At 58.5% G+C, this 18,528-nt stretch carries 20 protein-coding genes; 17 read left to right on the forward strand and 3 right to left on the reverse strand.

Annotation, left to right across the window (positions count from 1 at the left end; all coding sequences use genetic code 11):
* The first annotated feature begins 97 nt into the window (after positions 1-97).
* Together ACZ1G7_RS18390 and ACZ1G7_RS18395 are read left to right on the forward strand one after the other, a co-directional pair.
* The gene (locus ACZ1G7_RS18390) at positions 98-562 is read left to right on the forward strand and encodes a GntR family transcriptional regulator (RefSeq protein WP_472660829.1); all 465 of its coding nucleotides are present in this window, start codon (positions 98-100) and stop codon (positions 560-562) included.
* The gene (locus tag ACZ1G7_RS18395; protein ID WP_472660830.1) at positions 486-791 is read left to right on the forward strand and encodes an FCD domain-containing protein; all 306 of its coding nucleotides are present in this window, start codon (positions 486-488) and stop codon (positions 789-791) included. Before ACZ1G7_RS18390 ends, ACZ1G7_RS18395 begins: the two co-directional genes overlap by 77 nt.
* Here ACZ1G7_RS18395 and ACZ1G7_RS18400 read toward each other — a convergent pair.
* A complete protein-coding gene (locus ACZ1G7_RS18400) occupies positions 788-1,816 on the reverse strand; it encodes an L-idonate 5-dehydrogenase (protein ID WP_472660831.1) in 1,029 nt (342 codons plus the stop codon). The two genes, ACZ1G7_RS18395 and ACZ1G7_RS18400, sit on opposite strands and share 4 nt — an antisense overlap.
* A 10-nt stretch (positions 1,817-1,826) precedes the next feature.
* The gene (locus tag ACZ1G7_RS18405) at positions 1,827-2,774 is read right to left on the reverse strand and encodes a 2-hydroxyacid dehydrogenase (protein WP_472660832.1); all 948 of its coding nucleotides are present in this window, start codon (positions 2,772-2,774) and stop codon (positions 1,827-1,829) included.
* Between the two features lie 95 nt (positions 2,775-2,869).
* Between ACZ1G7_RS18405 and ACZ1G7_RS18410 the strand changes: the two genes are divergently transcribed.
* The 5 genes from ACZ1G7_RS18410 to ACZ1G7_RS18430 are packed head-to-tail and all read left to right on the forward strand — an operon-like array spanning position 2,870 to position 6,356.
* Positions 2,870-3,634, forward strand: a complete 765-nt coding sequence (locus ACZ1G7_RS18410) for an SDR family oxidoreductase (protein WP_472660833.1) — start codon at positions 2,870-2,872, stop codon at positions 3,632-3,634.
* The gene (locus ACZ1G7_RS18415; protein ID WP_472660834.1) at positions 3,635-4,135 is read left to right on the forward strand and encodes a gluconokinase; all 501 of its coding nucleotides are present in this window, start codon (positions 3,635-3,637) and stop codon (positions 4,133-4,135) included.
* Positions 4,132-5,019 (forward strand): NAD(P)-dependent oxidoreductase, encoded by an 888-nt coding sequence (locus ACZ1G7_RS18420; protein WP_472660835.1) that lies wholly within the window; start codon positions 4,132-4,134, stop codon positions 5,017-5,019. Before ACZ1G7_RS18415 ends, ACZ1G7_RS18420 begins: the two co-directional genes overlap by 4 nt.
* Positions 5,016-5,348, forward strand: a complete 333-nt coding sequence (locus tag ACZ1G7_RS18425) for an antibiotic biosynthesis monooxygenase (RefSeq protein WP_472660836.1) — start codon at positions 5,016-5,018, stop codon at positions 5,346-5,348. Before ACZ1G7_RS18420 ends, ACZ1G7_RS18425 begins: the two co-directional genes overlap by 4 nt.
* Before the next feature lie 3 nt (positions 5,349-5,351).
* Entirely contained in the window at positions 5,352-6,356 is a 1,005-nt protein-coding gene (locus ACZ1G7_RS18430; RefSeq protein ID WP_472660837.1) for a substrate-binding domain-containing protein, read from the forward strand.
* On the opposite strand, the gene ACZ1G7_RS18435 is transcribed toward ACZ1G7_RS18430, so the two are convergent.
* Positions 6,353-7,315 carry a LacI family DNA-binding transcriptional regulator gene (locus tag ACZ1G7_RS18435; protein ID WP_472660838.1) on the reverse strand — a complete coding sequence of 321 codons (963 nt, stop codon included), beginning with the start codon at positions 7,313-7,315 and terminating at the stop codon, positions 6,353-6,355. The genes ACZ1G7_RS18430 and ACZ1G7_RS18435 overlap by 4 nt on opposite strands.
* Positions 7,316-7,511: 196 nt before the next feature.
* On the opposite strand from ACZ1G7_RS18435, the gene ACZ1G7_RS18440 reads away from it, so the two are divergent.
* The 10 genes from ACZ1G7_RS18440 (at position 7,512) to ACZ1G7_RS18485 (ending at position 18,443) form a co-directional block, all read left to right on the forward strand.
* The gene (locus tag ACZ1G7_RS18440; protein WP_472660839.1) at positions 7,512-9,038 is read left to right on the forward strand and encodes a sugar ABC transporter ATP-binding protein; all 1,527 of its coding nucleotides are present in this window, start codon (positions 7,512-7,514) and stop codon (positions 9,036-9,038) included.
* Positions 9,025-10,047 carry an ABC transporter permease gene (locus ACZ1G7_RS18445; protein WP_472660840.1) on the forward strand — a complete coding sequence of 341 codons (1,023 nt, stop codon included), beginning with the start codon at positions 9,025-9,027 and terminating at the stop codon, positions 10,045-10,047. Before ACZ1G7_RS18440 ends, ACZ1G7_RS18445 begins: the two co-directional genes overlap by 14 nt.
* A 27-nt stretch (positions 10,048-10,074) precedes the next feature.
* Complete coding sequence (locus tag ACZ1G7_RS18450) at positions 10,075-11,115, forward strand: substrate-binding domain-containing protein (RefSeq protein ID WP_472660841.1); 1,041 nt, start codon at positions 10,075-10,077, stop codon at positions 11,113-11,115.
* 68 nt (positions 11,116-11,183) lie between these two features.
* A complete protein-coding gene (locus ACZ1G7_RS18455) occupies positions 11,184-11,612 on the forward strand; it encodes a c-type cytochrome (RefSeq protein ID WP_472660842.1) in 429 nt (142 codons plus the stop codon).
* Positions 11,613-11,666: 54 nt separating this feature from the next.
* Positions 11,667-12,422, forward strand: coding sequence for an ATP-binding cassette domain-containing protein (locus ACZ1G7_RS18460; RefSeq protein WP_472660843.1), 756 nt, complete (start codon positions 11,667-11,669; stop codon positions 12,420-12,422).
* A complete protein-coding gene (locus ACZ1G7_RS18465; RefSeq protein ID WP_472660844.1) occupies positions 12,419-13,531 on the forward strand; it encodes an ABC transporter permease in 1,113 nt (370 codons plus the stop codon). The genes ACZ1G7_RS18460 and ACZ1G7_RS18465 overlap by 4 nt, the downstream gene beginning before the upstream one ends.
* An 88-nt stretch (positions 13,532-13,619) precedes the next feature.
* Positions 13,620-14,765: a substrate-binding domain-containing protein gene (locus ACZ1G7_RS18470; protein ID WP_472660845.1), complete on the forward strand. Its 1,146-nt coding sequence runs from the start codon at positions 13,620-13,622 to the stop codon at positions 14,763-14,765.
* A 90-nt stretch (positions 14,766-14,855) separates the two neighbouring features.
* Positions 14,856-15,884, forward strand: coding sequence for a LacI family DNA-binding transcriptional regulator (locus ACZ1G7_RS18475; RefSeq protein ID WP_472660846.1), 1,029 nt, complete (start codon positions 14,856-14,858; stop codon positions 15,882-15,884).
* Positions 15,885-15,983: 99 nt separating this feature from the next.
* Complete coding sequence (locus ACZ1G7_RS18480; RefSeq protein WP_472660847.1) at positions 15,984-17,072, forward strand: ABC transporter ATP-binding protein; 1,089 nt, start codon at positions 15,984-15,986, stop codon at positions 17,070-17,072.
* 30 nt (positions 17,073-17,102) lie between these two features.
* Complete coding sequence (locus ACZ1G7_RS18485; protein ID WP_472660848.1) at positions 17,103-18,443, forward strand: extracellular solute-binding protein; 1,341 nt, start codon at positions 17,103-17,105, stop codon at positions 18,441-18,443.
* Positions 18,444-18,528: the final 85 nt, after the last annotated feature.

An 18,528-nucleotide genomic window follows, 5' to 3' on the forward strand; every position in this document is an offset into this window, starting at 1 on the left:
ACCTGAGTTAGATTATGTTGAGAGATTTATGGTATACCATTATACCATATGTCAATAATTGTTGAGATCGCCCGTATCGCCTGATACGCGTTGCCCAATGGAGCCCGCGAAAAACAGCCTGCAAAAGATTGAAAAAGTACCGCAAACGCTGCGCGATATCGTGCAGGACCGGATGCGGGAGGCGATCATTGACGGCCATTTCGCGCCGGGCGAGCGGCTGGTGGAGCGGCCTCTGTGCGACCAGCTTGGGGTCAGCCGCACGGTAATTCGGGAGACGATCCGGTACCTAGAAGCCGAGGGACTGGTAGAGATTCTGCCCAACCGGGGGCCGATTGTGGCGACGCTAAGCTGGGATCAGGCGCGCCAGATTTATGACATTCGCAGGCAGCTTGAGGGGTCCGCCGCGGCAGCGGTTGCGGCTGGGCAAGATGATGGGTTTGCACCAAAGCTCAGCGCGGCATTGAGCGCGCTTGAGGCCTGCATGGATGACACGGTCTGGGCGAGATCTTTTGCAGGCGACAACTCAGTTTTACGCCCTGATTTTTCTGGAAGCAGGGCATGATGTGGCCTGGGAGGTCGTGCAGCGGCTAAACGGTCGGATCAGCCGATTGCGCGCGCTGACACTGGCCGCGCGGGACCGTGACCAGCCCGGCATTGCGCATATGCGGGCCATCCACGACGCCGTGCTTAGCCGTGATCCGGTCGCGGCGCGCGCCGCCGTCGAGACGCATATTGACGATGCGGGCAAGACGGCGGAGCGGTATCTGAGAGCGCAGGGCGAGACCGGCTAGAACGTGATATTCACCTTGATGGCCTGCGACCGGTCGGAGGCCAGCTCAAACGCGTCTTTCGCGTCATCGATGCCTATTTTGTGGGTGATCAGCGGCGTCACGTCGAGCCGCCCGGTGCGCATCATTTCAACGGCTGTGAAGAATTCCGAATGGAAGCGGAAAGAGCCTTTGAAGGCCAGCTCCTTCGCCGTCATGGCCTGCACCGGCAGGGTCATGTCACCGCCAAGGCCCAACTGCATGACGGTCGCACCGGGGCGCATTGCGGGGATCGCGGCGGCCAAGGCCTGCGCCACGCCGGAGCATTCAAAGAGCACATCGAAATGGCCTTTATCGGCGCTGTAGCTGTCCAAAGCATCGGCTTCAGACGCGACGTTGATGCCGCGATCCGCGCCGACATGTTGCGCCTTGGTCAGTGTGAAATCTGAGATGTCTGTTGCCACGATTTCGACCGCGCCTGCTGCGCGGGCGACGAGCACAGCCAAAAGGCCGATGGGGCCGCAGCCCGTTATCAACACGCGTTTTCCCATCAAATCGCCCGCTTGACGCGCGGCGTGCAGCACGACGGCGAGGGGTTCGGCCATCGCTGCCTCCCCCGCGGTGAGCGCGCCTGCATCGGCGCATTGCGCGGCGTCGGCCACGATATATTCGCGGAAAGCGCCCTGAATGTGCGGGAAGGGCATTGCAGAGCCGTAAAAGCGCATATTCAGACAGTGGTTTTGCCGCCCCTCAAGGCAATATTTGCAGGTGCCGCAGGGGCGAGAGGGGGAGATGGCGACCAAGGCGCCAGTTTTCAAGCCCGTGACGCCCTCGCCGAGCGCCTCGATATGACCTGCGACCTCATGGCCGAGGATCATCGGTTCTTTCAATTGAATCGGGCCGAAACCGCCATGATTGTAGTAGTGCAGATCGGACCCGCATATTCCGCCAGCAGCCATTTTGACCAAGACCTGGCCGGGGCCGGGGGTGGGCATGTCGCGGGTTTCGACCCTTAGGTCCTTGGCGGCATGAGCAACGATGACTTTCATGTGTGACCTTTCACAGAACTGGGGTCAGCAGGGCGTCGCCTGCGAAATGAGCGGTGAGGTTGTCGCGCACCAGCTTGCCCATGGCCTGACGCGTCTCAATTGTGCCGGAGGCATGGTGGGGTTGGACCAGCACATTGTCCAGTTCCAGAAAGCGGGGGTCGAGCTTGGGCTCTTCCTCGAACACATCTAGGGCGGCGGCGCCGATTTTGCCGGTTTTGAGCGCTTCGATCAGGGCGTCCTCGTCGATGTTGGAGGCACGGGAGATATTGATGATCATGCCGTCGGGGCCCACGGCCTCGATCACGTCTTTGCCGACGATATGGTGCGTCTCGGCGGAGGCTGCGAGCGTGACGAAGAGGAAATCGGCATGTTCAGCCAGTTTTTCGGGCGTGTCGCAATAGGTCCAGTCGGGCGCGTAATCCTTGGGGCCGGTGTCACAATAGGCGATGTCCATGTCGAAGCCCGCGAGCCGTTTGCCGACTTCGAATCCGATGCGGCCGAGGCCCAGAATGCCTGCTTTGCGGCCAAACACGCGGCGTTTGAGCGGGTAGAGGCCTTTTGCGGCCCATGATCCGTCGCGCACCCAGGCTTCGGCGCCGACCATGCCGCGAGATTGGCAGAGCATCATGGCCACGCCCAGATCGGCGACGTCTTGGGTCAACACATCGGGGGTGTTTGTCACTTGGATGTTGCGGGCTTTGCAGGTGTTCAGGTCAACCGCGTCATAGCCCACGCCGTAGACAGAGACGAGCTCGACCGCGGGGCAGGCTTTGAGCATGGTTGCGTCCGCGCCCAGTTCGCCGCGCGTGGCGATCGCGCGGATGTTTGGCCCGTGTTCAGCGAGGAATTCGGCCTGGTTCGACGCCTCAAAAAGCCGTTTTACGTCGAAGGCGGCATCTAGTGGTTCCTGATCCCAGTCCGGGTAGGGGCCGACTTGCAGAACAATTGGTTTGGGCATCGCGATTCTCTTGTTGACAGGTGATGTTATCGGTATCATGTTATCGGTAACAAAGCGGGGACGTCAACGCCCTGCGAGACATCTGGGAGGAACTTATGTCCAACTTATTCGATTTGACGGGGCGGCGCGCCCTTATCACCGGCTCCTCGCAGGGGATTGGGTTTGCTTTGGCGCAAGGGCTGGCTGAGGCTGGCGCAGAGATCGTTTTGAACGGGCGTGATGCGACTAAGCTGGAGGCGGCTGCCGAGACGCTGCGGGGGCGGGGCGCAACCGTTCATGCCCTGGCATTTGATGCGACCGATCATGAGGCGGTGCGCGCTGCAGTTGACGGATTTGAAGGCGCGAGCGGCGCGATTGATATCCTGGTCAACAACGCGGGCATGCAGCACCGAACTGAGTTGGAGAATTTCCCGGCGGACGCGTTTGAGCGGCTGTTGCAGACCAATATCGCGTCGGTCTTTCATGTCGGCCAAGCCGTGGCGCGCCATATGATTGGGCGCGGCGCGGGCAAGATCATTAACATCGCCAGCGTTCAGACCGCTTTGGCGCGCCCGGGTATCGCGCCTTACACGGCGACCAAGGGCGCGGTTGGGAACTTGACCAAGGGGATGGCGACCGACTGGGCCAAGCATGGCTTGCAATGCAACGCGATTGCGCCGGGGTATTTCGACACGCCTTTGAATGCCGCGCTGGTCGCGGATCCGGAATTTACCACATGGCTTGAAAAGCGGACTCCTGCGGGCCGTTGGGGCAATGTGGAGGAACTTGTCGGAGCGGCGATCTTCCTGTCTTCGCCTGCATCCAGTTTTGTGAATGGCCATACGCTCTATGTGGATGGCGGCATTACGGCGTCGCTTTAGATGCGGTGCTATGTGCTTATGGGCGTGTCGGGCTGCGGCAAGTCGTCGGTCGGGACGGCGCTGTCGGTCACATGCGGCATGGATTTTGTTGATGGGGACGACCTGCACCCGCGGTGCAATATCGACAAAATGGCCAGCGGTCAGGCGTTAAATGATGACGACCGCGCGCCATGGCTTGCGGATGTGGGCCGGCTCTTGGCCAAGCATAGCGGGCCAATTGTGATTGGCTGCTCCGCGTTGAAGAAGAAATACCGCGACTGGATACGGGGCGAGGTGCCCGAGCCTGTGCATTTCATGCATCTGGCGGCACCGAAGGATGTGCTGGCGCGCCGCGTTGCGCGACGGGCCGGGCACTTCATGCCGCCGGCGCTTTTGGACAGCCAATTCGCCGCTCTGGAGCAATTGGAGCGCGACGAATGGGGCGGAAAGATCGACATTTCGGTCCCGTTTGACGCCGTGGTGGCGCAGTCGGAGACATACGTCAAAAGGACTTTGATATGAGCGAGAAGATTGCCCTGATCGGCGCAGGCGCCATGGGTGGCGCCATTGGCACGCGGTTGTTGGAAACCGGGAACAGCTTAGCCGTTTTTGACCTCGACGAGGCACGCGTTGCGGAATTGGTGGCGAAGGGCGGTGTCGCCGCGAGCACGGCGGCGGAGGCCGCGCAAGACGCCGATTTCGTGATCACCAGCCTCAACGCGTCGCGCATTGTCGGTCTTGCGGCGTTTGGCAAAGACGGGATTGTCGAAGGCGCGAAGCCGGGCACGATCATCATTGATATGTCGTCGATTGAGCCGGATGCGACGCGCAAATTTGCAGATATGGCCAAGGAACGCGGGCTTGCATGGGTCGACAGCCCGCTGTCTGGCGGTGCGCCCAAGGCGCTGATAGGCGAGCTGACCTTGATGGCGGGTGGCGAGGCGGCTGATGTTGAACGGGCGCATCTGGCGCTGAAACATGTGGCATCGAATTACACCCATATGGGCCCATCGGGGGCAGGTCAGACCACCAAACTGATCAATCAGGTGCTTTGTGGGTTGGGCTTTTTGGCCGTGGCAGAGGCCACGCAACTGGCGCTGGATGCCGGTGTTGATGCCGAAAAAATTCCGCAAGCTTTGAAAGGCGGGCGGGCTGACAGTGCGCTTTTGCAAGAATACCTGCCGCGCTTTGCGACGAAGGATTACCGCCGCACCGGTCGGATCGACAATATGGTCAAGGACCTGAACGCCGTGAATGATCTGGCGCGTCAGACGGGGACGTCGATGCCGATGACCGGGCTGTGCGCCGAAATTCACCGCATGCTGACGGCCGCGGGTCTTGGTGGCGAAGATCAGGCGGCGGTGATGGAATTTTTCAATGGCGCGAAAGAGGAGATAGCCCCATGATTACACGGTTTGCATTGTTTGAAGGATCGGTAAAACCCGGTCAGGTAGATGCGTTTCGCGCGGCTGTTTTGGAACGTTTGGTGCCCTTGTGGCGGCAGTTTCCGGGCAACACGGATGTGCGGGTGATGTTTTCGGATGATCGCGACGAGGGCGCACCTGAATTCCCGCTGATCCTTGCGATTAGCTACGCAGATGAAGCAGCGATGGAAAGCGCTTTGGAGAGCCCGTTCCGGTTTCAATCCAAAGAGGTGACGGGCGAAATCGTGGACGCATTTTTTGACGGGCGTATCCATCACCACGTCACCCAACGCCACGAGTTTCTGGCCTAAGCGATGGTCGAACGCGTCACCATGCGAGATGTGGCAAAGGCGGTTGGCAAATCGCCTATGACCGTCAGCCGCGCCCTGCGTGATGACGAGACGGTCAACACCAAGACGCGCGCGCATATTCGCAAAGTGGCCAGTGAGCTGGGCTATGTCTATGACAGCACGGCGCAGGCGTTTCGGACACAAAAAAGCGGGTTTGTGGCGGTCACGCTGCCCTCCGTCAACAACGCCAATTTTGCAGAGACATTTCGCGCATTGAGCAACGGTCTTGGGGCGGCGGGGATCCAAATCCTGTTGGGCAGCACCAATTACCGCGTGGACCGGGAAGAAGAGCTGGTTGGACAACTTCTGGCGCGCAATCCGGAGGCGTTGGTTCTGACGGGCGGGCATCATAGCGATGAAACGCGCGCCCTTATTCGGGGTCGCGGGCTGCCGGTGATTGAGATGTGGGACCTGCCGAGCGATCCGTTGGGTCATGTCGTGGGGTTTTCAAACGCAGATGCGATGGCGCATATCGTGAACCATTTGGTGGCCACGGGACGGCGCAAATTGGCTTTTGTGGGCGCATCCGTGGGCGCTGACATGCGTGGTGCGGTGCGCCGAGCGGGCGTTGTAGATGCCGCGCGACAGCACGGCTTGCGTGAGGTTGCGATGATTGATGCGGGGCCCGCGCCCGTGTCGATGCGGCACGGCAATGCCGCGATTGAGGCGCTGGGGCGCGATATTCTGGCCTTTGATGCGCTGGTTTGCGTGTCGGACCCTGTTGCCTTTGGCTGCCTAAGCGCGGTGCAGCGCATGGGGCTGTCGGTGCCGGGCGATATTGCAGTAACGGGGTTCGGCAATTTTGAGGTTGCCCAGATTTCCAACCCTCGGATCACCACGGTGAATGTGCAAGCCGACGCGATTGGCCAGCAGGTCGTCGGCGTTCTGGATCAGATTTTTGAAGGCGAGGCGCTTACGCCGGCCCGCATCGATGTGGGGTCCAAGTTGATGCCGGGGGAGACCAGCTAGGTCCCGGCGTTTCGCACCGTAGAGCCGGGGATGAGCCGGAACCCGATATCGGTGCAAGACGGCGCGGGTTCATCTGTCAGGCGCGCCATCATCATTTCCGCCGCCTTTTGGCCCAGCTTCAAATGCGGCACGTGGCAAGAGGTCAGGCGATGGTTCATCACGGACGCAATCGGCAGATCGCCCCATCCCGCAATGCCGATATCATCAGGGACTGACAGGCCTTTTGCCGCGCAATATTGTAGGCCACCAAAGGCCATGGCGTCGTTTTGGTAGTAGATGCATTCGACCTGACCGGCGGCGGCGAGAAGCTGTTCGGTGCCGTAAAAACCCGGGTAATACGTGGCCGTGTCATGCAGGCAAAGCTGTTTGACGACGGCGCCGCCTGCGCCCTCAACCGCCTTGCAAAAGCCGTTCAAACGCTCGGTTGCGGCATTGGCGGTGTCATGCGACGTACCGACATAGCCGACCGTTTCATAGCCCAGTGAGGCGAGGTAGCGCCCCATGTCGAAGCCGCTGTCAAAGTGGTTGATCCCGACGCTCATATCGAGCGGGCCGGAGTTCAGATCCCAAATCTCAACGATTGGAATTCCGGCATTTCGAAGCATCTCGGTTGCGCGTGGCGTGTGGTAACGCCCGGTCAGAATGAGGCCCGCTGGCTGCCATGAAAGGACGGTGCGAATCCAGTTCTCTTCCTCTTGCAAGGTGTGCTGCGTGAGGCCCAAAACGGACTGGTATCCGAAGGTCCCAAGCTTGCGATCAATGCCCTCCAGGACCTGTGCGAAAACCTCATTTCCGAGGTCCGGAATGGACACTCCGATGAAAGTTGAGGACTGGTCGCCGGCAAAAACCGTGGCCAAGCGATTCGGTAAGTAGCCAAGCGCGTCGACCTGCGCCATGACTTTTGCGCGGGTCTGTTCCGAATACCCGCCCTCATCGCGCAAAACACGGCTGGCAGTCATTTTCGAAACCCCTGCGGCGCGGGCCACCTGAGACAGGCTTACCTTGTTGTTTTTTATAGATTTATCAGCGTTTTTGGACATTTTACGTTACGGGTAACTTAAGCCTTGACAGGATGCGGTTTCTGAATGGATGCTAGCGTAACGTTACGGGTAACTCAATGGAGAGGTTGGGCCGCGTAGCAAGGGAGGATTTGCCATGCCAAACCTGCAATCAGGTTTGTTCTTTGACAGCATCGACAAGCATTTTGGCGGTACGTATGCGCTGAAAGATGTGTCCTTGTCTGTGGGCCGCGGCGAGATCGTCGCGCTGCTGGGCGAGAACGGTGCAGGCAAGTCGACACTCATCAAAGTACTTGGCGGAATTCACACCGCCGATGCGGGCCGCGTCCTGATCGATGGCGAGCCGTATCAGCATCGGCCGGCAGGTTTCGGGGAGCGCCAGAAAGTGGCGTTCATCCACCAGGACCTTGGGCTGATCGAATGGATGACGGTTGCCGAGAACATTGGCTTGGCCTTGGGATTTTCACGCAAGAACGGAATGATCAAATGGCGCGAGGTTGAACATTTTGCGCTTGAGGCTTTGAAGAAAGTCGATTGCGATTTTGACCCGACGGCGCGGGTTGAGGATTTGACGCGCACTGAAAAATCGCTTGTGGCAATTGCCCGCGCGCTTGCTGTGGATAGCGAATTTCTGGTCTTGGATGAGCCGACAGCGTCTTTGCCTGCCGACGAGGTGGAACGTCTGTTTGCCGCGATCCGCCCACTGCGCGAAAAGGGCGTGGGGATGATTTACGTTTCGCACCGGCTGGATGAGATTTTTCAGATTGCCGACCGGGTTGCCGTGTTGCGCGACGGCGCGATGGTGGGTGTGCGCAGCATTGACCACACAACGCCGGAAGAGCTGGTGCAGAAAATCGTCGGGCGCAAAACGCGCGAGACTGTGAAAGCGCCAGGTGAGACGGGCGCCCCGGTTTTGTCGCTGCGCAAGTTTGAAGTCGCCGGGATGCAATCTCTGGATCTGGACTTGCAGAAGAACGAGGTGCTGGGGCTGGTGGGGCTGCGCGGCGCCGGGCATGAAGCCATTTCGCGCGCTTTGTTCGGGCTACAGTCTTTCAGCGGCGAGGTCGTTCTGAACGGGGCAACGCCTGATCTGTCTTCGCCGCAACGCGCGCTGCATTCGGGCGTTGGTTTGGTCGCGAAAGACCGAACTGAGGAATCCGTCGCGATGAGCCTGTCGATCCGCGAGAACACGTTTCTCAACCCCGATGGGATTGGACGGAAGCTGTTTAGCCTGCTGTCACCGAAGACCGAGGCCGACCAAGCGGCCATCATCGGGGCGGAGCTGGGCCTGTCGCCAAATGATCCGAGCCTTGCGATTGAGGCCTTGTCAGGGGGCAATCAGCAAAAGGTTGTCATTGGCCGTTGGCTGGCCACCAAGCGCAAGCTGCTGATCTGCGAGGACCCGACCGCTGGCGTCGACGTTGGTGCGAAATCCGAGATCTACGCGTTGCTGAACCGCGCTTTGGCCGACGGTGTTGCGATCCTGATCATGTCGACAGACTTTGAGGAGATCGCCACTATTTGCCACCGGGCCGTCGTCTTTAGCCAAGGCGCCATCGTTGATGAGCTGAGCGGCACGCGGCTGACTACTGAAAACCTGATCCAATCGGCCTCTGCCGGGAATATCAAAACACAAGGGGGCGGTGCAAATGCAGTCGCTTGAATCCGGCGCACTAGAGCCGACAAAGGCCGAACTTAAGGGCCTGACCGTGGGCAAGAAAGTTATGCGTTTCCTGCCTGTCTATGGGTTGGTGATTTTGACGGTGTTCCTGATCGGACTGTTCTCGGTGCTGCTGCCGAACACGTTCCCGACGATGCTGAACCTGCGTTCCATCATCTCCGACAAGGCAATCATTGCGCTGCTGTCTTTGGGGGCGATGATCCCGATGGCGGCGGGTCGCATTGACCTGACGGTGGGCTACGGCATCGTGCTTTGGCACATTTTGGCGATCAGCTTGCAGACCATGCTGGACCTGCCGTGGCCAATGGCCGTTGCAGTGGTGTTGGTTTTGGGCGCGGCTGCCGGGTTCCTGAACGGATTGCTGGTCGAGGTTGCCAAGATCGACAGCTTCATCGCCACGCTTGGCACAGGCACAGTGCTTTATGCGCTTGCGCTGTGGCACACGGGCGGGCGCCAAATGGTTGGCCTTTTGCCGGACGGGTTTTATGCGCTGAACACGACGTTCGTGTTTGGGCTGCCGATCACGGCGTATTACCTACTGGTGATCACTGTGGTGATGTGGATCGTGCTCGAATACACGCCGATGGGCCGCTACCTTTACGCGATTGGCGCGAACCAGAAAGCGGCGCAGCTCAATGGTATTCCGACGCGCAAATATGTGATCGGCGCTTTCGTGGCGTCTGGCACGATGACGGCTTTGGCCGGGGTTCTGCTGGCTTCAAAACTACGGATCGGCCAGGCGTCGGTTGGGCTGGAGTTCTTGCTGCCTGCGCTTGTTGGCGCATTCCTAGGCTCCACCACCATTAAACCGGGCCGGGTCAATGTTTGGGGCACCGTGGTCGGTGTGGCCATTCTGGCGGTCGGCATTTCAGGCATTCAACAATTTGGCGGCTCCTTCTGGGTCGAGCCGCTTTTCAACGGGGTAACCCTGCTGATTGCCATCGGCATCGCAGGATACGCACAGCGCAAAAAAGGTGCAGACAAGCGCTGAATTAGAAGATTGCAAAGGGAGGATACTATGCAAAAGAGAACATTTATCGCGGGCCTGATGGCCACGACCATGATGGCCGGGCTGCCTGCAATGGCGGCGGATTGGGACGGCCCCACCAGCGGGCCTTCGGCCGCAGATGGAAAATCCATCGTTGTGGTGGCGGGTGATCTGAAAAATGGCGGCATCCTAGGTGTCACCACCGGTGTTGAAGAAGCCGCTGCCAAAATCGGCTGGGACGTGCGCGTATTGGACGGCGCGGGCTCGATCCAGGGGCGCACGGCGGCGATTGGTCAGGCTTTGGCTTTGAAAGCTGATGGTATCATCATCAACGGCTTTGACGCGGTAGAACAGCAGGCGGCGCTTGAAGGCGTGGTTGCAGCTGACATTCCGATGGTGGCCTGGCATTCCGGGCCGAAGATCGGCTGCGACGCGCCGGGCGGCATTTTCGCGAATGTGTCCACCGATGCAATGACCGTGTCTGAGGTTGCTGCCGAATGGGCGATTGATGATGGCGGCAAGGATATCGGCGTCGTGATCTTCACCGACAGCACTTACCAAATTGCCATCGACAAGGCCGACCGCCTGAAAGAGACGGTTGAGGCTGCTGGCGGCAAGGTGCTGGAATATGTCGACACCCCGATTGCTGACACATCCACCCGGATGGGGCCGCTGACCACGTCGCTGTTGCAGAAATACGGTGACAGCTGGACCCATGCTTTGGCAATCAACGACCTGTATTTCGATTTCATGGGGCCGTCGCTGGCCGCCGCTGGTCTTTCACCTGACAAAGGCCCGCAGGCCGGGTCTGCTGGCGATGGGTCGGAGGCTGCGTTTCAGCGTATCCGTTCAAGCGGGTATCAGGCGATCACCGTGGCGGAGCCTTTGAACCTGCAAGGCTGGCAGCTGGTTGATGAGCTGAACCGCGCCATTCAGGGCGAGGCCTGTTCGGGCTACATCACATCGCCCGCGCTGGTCACGTCGGAAGGTCTTGAGAAACTTGGCGACAGCAACGCATTTGATCCCGACATTCCTTACCGCGACGCTTACGCGGATATCTGGGGCAAATAGTTCTCCCAGCGGGGTGCCCTTGCTGGATGAGGCAGGGGTGCCCCCACCAACAAAAAAGGAAGCATGATATGCTGAGAACCACGATCGTTTTTTGTGGGCTGATGCTGGCCGCGACGTCCTCTGGGGTTGCTGATCCGGTTGAGACAAGGAAGGCTGCCATGGATCAGGTCCGTGTTGGTGCGGCAACTTTGGTGCCGATGCTTAAAGGGCAGACTGATTTCGATCCAAAGATCGCGGAGCTGGCTTTGCGTATGACCTTTGCGGCGGCACTTGCCTTTGAGGGCGACGTGTTCCCGGAAGGATCAACCTCAAAAGGGGCCAATCCTGATATCTGGAGCAACCTTGAAGACTTCAACGCCAAGCGCGCCGATTTTAGCGCCGGTGCGGCACTGGCTGTCAAAGCGTTGCCTACCGATCTCGACGGTTTGAAAGCTGCATACCAGCCTCTGCTTGAGGACTGTGCGGCCTGCCACAAGGCCTACCGCATTAAGGAATAAATTACATTTGGTGCTTCGGCCTTATCTGCCGCGGTGCCTTTTGGGGAGGAACAGATGACAACACCACTTGTGCAAATGACAGGCATCAGCAAACGCTTTGGAGGCGTGACAGCCCTACAAGATGTCGACCTGACCGCCTATGCGGGCGAGGTGCTGGCGATTGTTGGCGACAATGGCGCGGGCAAATCAACTTTGATCAAGGTGCTGACCGGGGTCTACCAGCCCACGGAAGGCCAGATTTATCTCGACGGCGAAAAGATCGAGTTCGCAAGCCACGCGGAGGCGATTGATGCGGGCATCGACGCCGTTTACCAAACCTTGGCGCTCGCCGACCATTTGGATCCGGCTGCCAACATGTTTCTGGGCAATGAGCTGACCAAGAAGGTCTTGGGCTTCGACATTCTCGACAACAAGAAAATGCGTGCCGAGACGGAACGTGTTTTGATGGAACGCCTGGGCGTGAAGCTGAGATCGCTGGATGCATCGACTGAAAGCCTGTCGGGCGGGCAGCGTCAGGCCGTGGCCATTGCGCGGGCAGTTTATAGCGAAGGGCTGCGCGTGTTGGTGATGGATGAGCCGACCGCAGCACTGGGTCCGCAGGAAACAGCGCGGACGCTTAAACTTATTCAAACATTGAAAGCACAGGGGCTTGCGGTGATCTTGATCAGCCACTCGCTCGATGACGTGTTCGAAGTTTCGGACCGGGTGCATGTGCAACGACGTGGCCAATGTGTGGGCGTCGTCAAAACATCAGATAGCAGCACGCAAGAGGTCCTTGGCCTCATCGTGGGTGCGGAGGAAGCAGCATGAGTACTGTCGCAAAACCAATGAGCGAAAGGCTGGAGCCATATGTGGCCATCATCGGCCCGATGGTGATGATCCTGGCGATTTTGCTGTTCATGGGCGTGGCGGAACCGGCGCGCTATTTCCGGGCGACGAACCTAAACCTGATCCTGCTGGATGCGGCTTTGTACATGCCCATGGCCATGGCGATGACGTTTGTCATCACCCAGCGCGGGATTGACCTGTCGATTGGCTCAATTGCTGCCTTGTCGGCTATCATCATGGCGTTTTTGATCAAGCAATACGGGTTTTCCGTCTATGTCGCGGTGCCAATTGCGGTGATGCTGGGCGCGGTGATGGGGCTGATCAACGGCTTGATTATCACGCGGTTCAACGTGCCCGATCTAATCGGTACGTTGGCGATGGACCTGGTCTATCGCGGGCTGGCCTTGGTGATCGCCAAAGGGTTGGTGCTGGCGCGGTTCCCTGACTTGCTGACAGATATTGGTCGCGGTCAGATTCCCGGTTTCGTACCGATCCCGGTGCTGATCGGTATCGCAACGATGATCATGGGCTATGTGCTGCTGACACGCAGCTATTTCGGTCGCTACACGATTGCCATCGGGTCTAACCCTGAAGCGGCGGAACTGACTGGGATCAGCGTCAAGCGTCACAAGGTTTTTGCCTATGTGCTTTGCGGTGCGGCGGCGGCTTTGGCGGGGGTCATGCTGACGGGCAAGCTGAACGCGATCCAGGCGACATCTGCGCCTTACTTCAACCTGCATGTTATTGCGGCTGTGGTTGTGGGCGGGACGTCACTGTTTGGCGGACGGGCCTCGATGCTGGGGTCTTTCGCGGGTGTGTTGCTGCTGTCGATGATGATCAACGCGTTGGTCACATTGCGGATCGAGTTCTTCTGGCAATCCGTCGCCTCCGGCGTCGTGATCGTAAGCTCGGTCGCTTTGTATACATGGATGCAGAAAAAAGACCGTGATGGGTCAGGGGGCTGGCTTGCTGGTCTCTCTACCCCGGACGGGCAGAAGATGTTGCGCTTCTCGGCGCTGCTCATTGGTCTGCTGATTGCTTTGCTGGCGATCGGTGGGATCTTTGCTGGTGACCCAAATCCTAGCGGGTAACCAGCGACTTCGCGGAGACGGTCGGGCCAGGGGTGCAGCCCCGGCACCGACCAAAGGCTCCGCACTCATTGCAAAGGGAGGAACCTAAATGAGACTTTTAGCAACGACTGCCATACTGGCAAGTACAGCGTTTGTTGGCGCAGCTTTGGCTGACGGCCACGCAACACTACCGCTGAAGGAATTGCCGGGCATTGCGGATCGCGATTACTGGGTGCCGGGCGAAGTCAACGCGGACGGCAAATTGGAGGCCTTGCAGGCCGTCGTGGGCGCAGACGCTGTGCCTTTCAGCGGCACGTTGGAGAACCCGGTGCAAATCGCGTTGATCTACCCATCGGCGGACACCTCGGATTTCTGGGCGCGCAACTATCTGGCACTGACCAAGCGTCTGGACCAGCTGGGCATCGCTTATGAGACCACCGAATTTGCGTCGCGTCAGGTGGAGCATTCTCTGCAATCGACCTACGCCAACCAAGTAGCCCAAGATTCGGATCTGTATGATTACGTAATCTTTGGCCCGTCAGAGCTGGCCATTCAGGGCGACAATATCGACAAGCTGGCCAGCAATGACGGGTTTGCGACATATGTCTGGGCGTTCCACACGCCCTTGAAGTATCTCGAAACCCAGCCTGATGCCTGGTTCGATTTCTCGTCGGCTGCTGGCGCGCTGACCATGTGTGACTACATGCTGGGACGTCTTGGCAATGACATCACCATGGCAATGAATCGCGGGATTCCGGGGATTACCGACAATCAGCGCTCAGGCGATTTCAAAGCCTGCGTTGAAGAGAAAGGCAACTGGACCACCGTTTATGAGCATTACGGCGAGTACCAGACAGAAGGCGGCTTTGAGGGCACGTCCTTGATCCTGCAATCCTACCCTGAGGCCAAAATCATCCACAATGCCAACACGGCTATGGCGATGGGTTCGGTTGAGGCGCAGCTGTCGCTTGGCAAAGAGAAAGAGATTTTCTCAACTGGCTGGGGCGGCACGGGTCTAGAGCTTGATGCGATCCGTCGCGGTGAGCTGGATGCGACCCCAATGCGGATGGGCGACGATGTGGGCGCTGCGACCGCTGAAGCGATCAAAGCCGATCTTGAAGGCCGCGCGGATGAGCTTCCGTTGGTCTTCCTTGGCCGTATCACGGTTGCGCATGACCAAATGAGTGCGGATGAGATCGACGGCCTGGAAAAAGAGGCGTTCCGCTTCTCAGGCGTTGGTGCGCTGAAGCGCTAAATTCCGTTTGGGCGCGGCTTTGATTGGCCGCGCCCGACATATCAGATTAAGCGCTTGACGCGGCATGTTACCGGGCACACCTTAGGAAATATGTCGCGACCACCGAGCAAACCCTCCCCCGTTACGATGCGTGATGTTGCCCGTGCGGCGGGTGTGTCACGCATGACTGTGAGCCGAGCGCTTAAAAAAGACAGCCCCATTTCCAGCGATACGCGCAAGCGCATTTTGCAGGTCGTGCGGGAGATGAATTATGTCCCCGATCACATGGCTGGCAGCCTGACGACGAAGCGGTCCGGCTTTGTGGCGGTTCTGGTGCCGTCGCTCAACAACCTCCATTTTGCGGAAACTGTTCAGGCTCTGACCGAAGAACTTGAGCAATTTGGCCAGCAGATATTGCTGGGCCATACCGATTACTCGCTAGAGCGAGAAGAGCAGCTTGTTGAGGACATGCTCAAACGCAGGCCGGAGGCGATTGTCTTGTCCTATGACGGGCATACCGAGCGCACGATTGAGCTGCTTGATGATGCGAATGTTCCGGTCATTGAACTTTGGGAACGGCCCGACAAACCGATTGGCCATATGATTGGGTTTTCGAACCGGGAAGCCGCCGCTGATATGACGCGGGCGCTGATCGGCAAAGGCTACCGCAACATCACGTTTCTGGGCGAGGCGGATGATGATTGGACGCGCGGCGCAGCGCGGCGCAAAGGGTATATTGACGCCATGGCTGAGGCCGGGCTGCCCACCCACCGCGTTCTGAAAATCGGCAAACCACCCTTGTCGATTGAAGCGGGTGCGGATGCGGCGGAGCGCCTTTTTGCGGAATTTCCTGACACGGATTGTGTGTTCTGCGTGTCCGATGCACCGGCTTTTGGGGTGCTGTCTGTGATGCCGCGGTTTGGCAAATCAGTGCCCGAGGACATCGGCGTTGCGGGCTTTGGCAATTTTGAGGTGTCACGGTTTTCGACCCCGACGATTTCAACCGTTTCCGTCGACCCCAGAATCATCGGACGGGAGGCGGGGCGTTTGATTGATCAGCTATTGAGTGATCAGGACGCAGCGAGTCGCCAGCACATCAATATTCGTGCCGAATTAACGTTCCGAGACAGCACCAAATAGCAAACCGCTATTTTTCAATAGGTTAGAAAACGTCTTTTTACTTGTGTTACCGGTCACAATTGTTAATGTGACCGGTAACACAAAAATGGAACGACCCTTATGCCAACCATCCAGCTCACCAATTTGGTCAAACGCTACGGCAATGTAGAGGTCCTGCATGGGATCGAGCTGGAGATGGCGGAGAATGAGTTTACTGTGCTCGTCGGCCCATCCGGCTGCGGCAAATCCACAACTTTGCGGATGATCGCAGGGCTTGAAGACGTCTCGGACGGTGAGATTTATATCGATGGCGAACCCGTTAGCCACCTTGAGCCGAAAGAGCGCGACCTCGCGATGGTGTTTCAGGATTACGCGCTCTACCCGCATATGAATGTTGCGCAGAATATTTCCTTTGCGCTGCGTTTGGCAAAGCGGCCGAAATCCGAGATTAATGCCAAGGTTAAAGAAGTCGCCGACATGGTGGGCCTGACCGAGTTTCTAGCCCGTAAGCCAGGGGCGCTGTCAGGCGGGCAACGGCAACGCGTCGCAATGGCGCGTGCGCTCGCCAAGGATAGCGGCATTTTTCTGTTTGATGAGCCGCTGTCGAACCTGGACGCCAAGCTGCGCGGCCAGATGCGGGCCGAGCTGGCATTGATGAGCCAGCGGGTTGAGAAGAACATGATCTATGTCACCCACGACCAGATCGAGGCGATGACGCTCGCCGACCGGATCGTGGTTATGCACGGTGGCTACATCCAGCAACAGGGCACGCCCGAAGAACTGTTCAAGCGCCCGGCCAACAAGTTTGTTGCGGGGTTCATGGGTATGCCGCCGATGAACTTCCTTGAGGGTGAAATTCAGGAACGCCAGGGTGACGTGTTCATCGCCGGGCAGGGGTTTGACTTGCGTCTGCAAGGGGAGCGGGCGGCGAGTGCCAAGTCTCATACCAGCCGGGATTTGACGTTGGGTATTCGCCCGTCGGATCTGAGCTATAACGCGGACGCGCCGGCTGATCAGTCTTTGTCGTTGGACGTGAAAGTCTCTGAATATGTCGGCGCGCAGTCGGTGCTGCTATGTGACTGCGGCCCCGCGCGCGTGATGGTTGAGGTCAATTCAGAAACCCCGGTGGGGCTGGGCCAAACCCTGAAATTCGCCAGCAACCCCAATGGCATTCATCTATTCGACCGCGAAAGCGAAGTCGCACTTTAACTAAAATCAATCGTTCAAAGGGAGGAACATATGTTCGATACATTTAAGAAAACGGCCTTTGGTCTTACGACCGTGGCGCTTATGTCCGGGGCAGCTTTTGCCGACGGTCATGGTGGGCCGTATGCGGATTATGCTGGCACGACACTAATCGTGAACTTCCCGGCCCACCCGCATTACAACGCCGTGATGCAGGTTCTGCCGGAATTCACCAAAGAGACCGGCATCGAGGTCGAAGTTGACCAGCTGCCATACCTGAAAATGCGCGAGCGTCAGACGTTGGAGCTGGCACAGGATGAGGGCGAGTATGACCTGATTTCCTACGTTGTTTTCTCCAAGGCTGACTATGTCTTTGCAGACCAGCTGGAAAACCTTGCCAAGTATTTCATGAACCCAAAATTGTCCGATCCATCCTATGACGCGGGTGATCTGATTGACGGCTATGTGCAAAATATCGGCGTTGCGGGCGGCCAAAAAGGGTATCTGCCGGGCCCGACGGGTTCGCTTTTTGGTATTCCGTTTGGATCCGAGACATCTGTACTGGCTTATCGCAAAGACATCTTCGAGAAACACGGCATCCCTGCGCCGCAAAACTACGACCAGCTGCTCGATGCTGCCTGTAAAATCCCTGAGGTCGAGCCCGGCATGGGCGGCATGGCATCGCGCGCGGCGTCTGGCCACCAAGCCAGCCATGCGTTCTTGCTGCACTTGGCCCCACTGGGCGGTCGTGTCTTTGACGACAAGTGGAACCCGATCATCAATAACGCAGCCGGTAAACAAGCTGCAGAAGCGCTGAAAACCATCGTCGATTGCGGTCCTGAAGGCGCAATGGCTTTTGGTCCGGCGGAAGCCGCAAACGCCTTTGCGAATGGCGATGCGGCGATGTTCATGGACTCGATTGCCTTTATGCCGGGCTTTGAGAACCCAGAGCGTTCGAAAGTGGCTGGTAAAGTCGGTTACGCTATGCATCCGGAAGGTGTCCGTCGCGGCTCCCAAACCGGTGGGTTCGGCATCGGCATCCCTGCCAATGCGGAAAATAAAGAAGCAGCATTCCTGCTGATGCAGTGGCTGACCTCCAAGAAGGGCGACCTGATGGTGGCGCTTGCTGGCGGCAACCCATCGCGGTTCTCGACCTACCAAAACGCTGAGCTGAACGAGAAGTATCCGTTCTCGGCGACCTTCGGCGAAGCGTTGGAATTTGCTGACCCTGACTGGCGCCCGATCATCCCCGTCTGGGGTAAGATCAACGCCGATATCGGCACGACAATGTCCAAAGTTCTGACCGAGGATCTGGATATCCAGGAAGCGTTGGACGGCGTGGCTGAGCGCACCCGCGTGGTCATGGAAGAGGCCGGCTATTACACCTGGCAGTAATCCTCCCCTGCCATTTGGGGGCGCCCACGACGGCGCCCCCACCATCTGACCGAACACTCCTAACTATCTGTCAACCGAAGGGCGC

The sequence above is a fragment of the Litoreibacter sp. JB4-2 genome (assembly GCF_055693445.1).

Excerpts from the sequence above, each read along its gene's own strand:
- ACZ1G7_RS18390 (WP_472660829.1), top strand. The coding sequence starts at position 98 with ATGGAGCCCGCGAAAAACAGCCTGCAAAAGATTGAAAAAGTACCGCAA.
- ACZ1G7_RS18395 (WP_472660830.1), top strand. The coding sequence starts at position 486 with ATGACACGGTCTGGGCGAGATCTTTTGCAGGCGACAACTCAGTTTTAC.
- ACZ1G7_RS18400 (WP_472660831.1), bottom strand. The coding sequence starts at position 1,816 with ATGAAAGTCATCGTTGCTCATGCCGCCAAGGACCTAAGGGTCGAAACC.
- ACZ1G7_RS18405 (WP_472660832.1), bottom strand. The coding sequence starts at position 2,774 with ATGCCCAAACCAATTGTTCTGCAAGTCGGCCCCTACCCGGACTGGGAT.
- ACZ1G7_RS18410 (WP_472660833.1), top strand. The coding sequence starts at position 2,870 with ATGTCCAACTTATTCGATTTGACGGGGCGGCGCGCCCTTATCACCGGC.
- ACZ1G7_RS18415 (WP_472660834.1), top strand. The coding sequence starts at position 3,635 with ATGCGGTGCTATGTGCTTATGGGCGTGTCGGGCTGCGGCAAGTCGTCG.
- ACZ1G7_RS18420 (WP_472660835.1), top strand. The coding sequence starts at position 4,132 with ATGAGCGAGAAGATTGCCCTGATCGGCGCAGGCGCCATGGGTGGCGCC.
- ACZ1G7_RS18425 (WP_472660836.1), top strand. The coding sequence starts at position 5,016 with ATGATTACACGGTTTGCATTGTTTGAAGGATCGGTAAAACCCGGTCAG.
- ACZ1G7_RS18430 (WP_472660837.1), top strand. The coding sequence starts at position 5,352 with ATGGTCGAACGCGTCACCATGCGAGATGTGGCAAAGGCGGTTGGCAAA.
- ACZ1G7_RS18435 (WP_472660838.1), bottom strand. The coding sequence starts at position 7,315 with ATGACTGCCAGCCGTGTTTTGCGCGATGAGGGCGGGTATTCGGAACAG.
- ACZ1G7_RS18440 (WP_472660839.1), top strand. The coding sequence starts at position 7,512 with ATGCCAAACCTGCAATCAGGTTTGTTCTTTGACAGCATCGACAAGCAT.
- ACZ1G7_RS18445 (WP_472660840.1), top strand. The coding sequence starts at position 9,025 with ATGCAGTCGCTTGAATCCGGCGCACTAGAGCCGACAAAGGCCGAACTT.
- ACZ1G7_RS18450 (WP_472660841.1), top strand. The coding sequence starts at position 10,075 with ATGCAAAAGAGAACATTTATCGCGGGCCTGATGGCCACGACCATGATG.
- ACZ1G7_RS18455 (WP_472660842.1), top strand. The coding sequence starts at position 11,184 with ATGCTGAGAACCACGATCGTTTTTTGTGGGCTGATGCTGGCCGCGACG.
- ACZ1G7_RS18460 (WP_472660843.1), top strand. The coding sequence starts at position 11,667 with ATGACAACACCACTTGTGCAAATGACAGGCATCAGCAAACGCTTTGGA.
- ACZ1G7_RS18465 (WP_472660844.1), top strand. The coding sequence starts at position 12,419 with ATGAGTACTGTCGCAAAACCAATGAGCGAAAGGCTGGAGCCATATGTG.
- ACZ1G7_RS18470 (WP_472660845.1), top strand. The coding sequence starts at position 13,620 with ATGAGACTTTTAGCAACGACTGCCATACTGGCAAGTACAGCGTTTGTT.
- ACZ1G7_RS18475 (WP_472660846.1), top strand. The coding sequence starts at position 14,856 with ATGTCGCGACCACCGAGCAAACCCTCCCCCGTTACGATGCGTGATGTT.
- ACZ1G7_RS18480 (WP_472660847.1), top strand. The coding sequence starts at position 15,984 with ATGCCAACCATCCAGCTCACCAATTTGGTCAAACGCTACGGCAATGTA.
- ACZ1G7_RS18485 (WP_472660848.1), top strand. The coding sequence starts at position 17,103 with ATGTTCGATACATTTAAGAAAACGGCCTTTGGTCTTACGACCGTGGCG.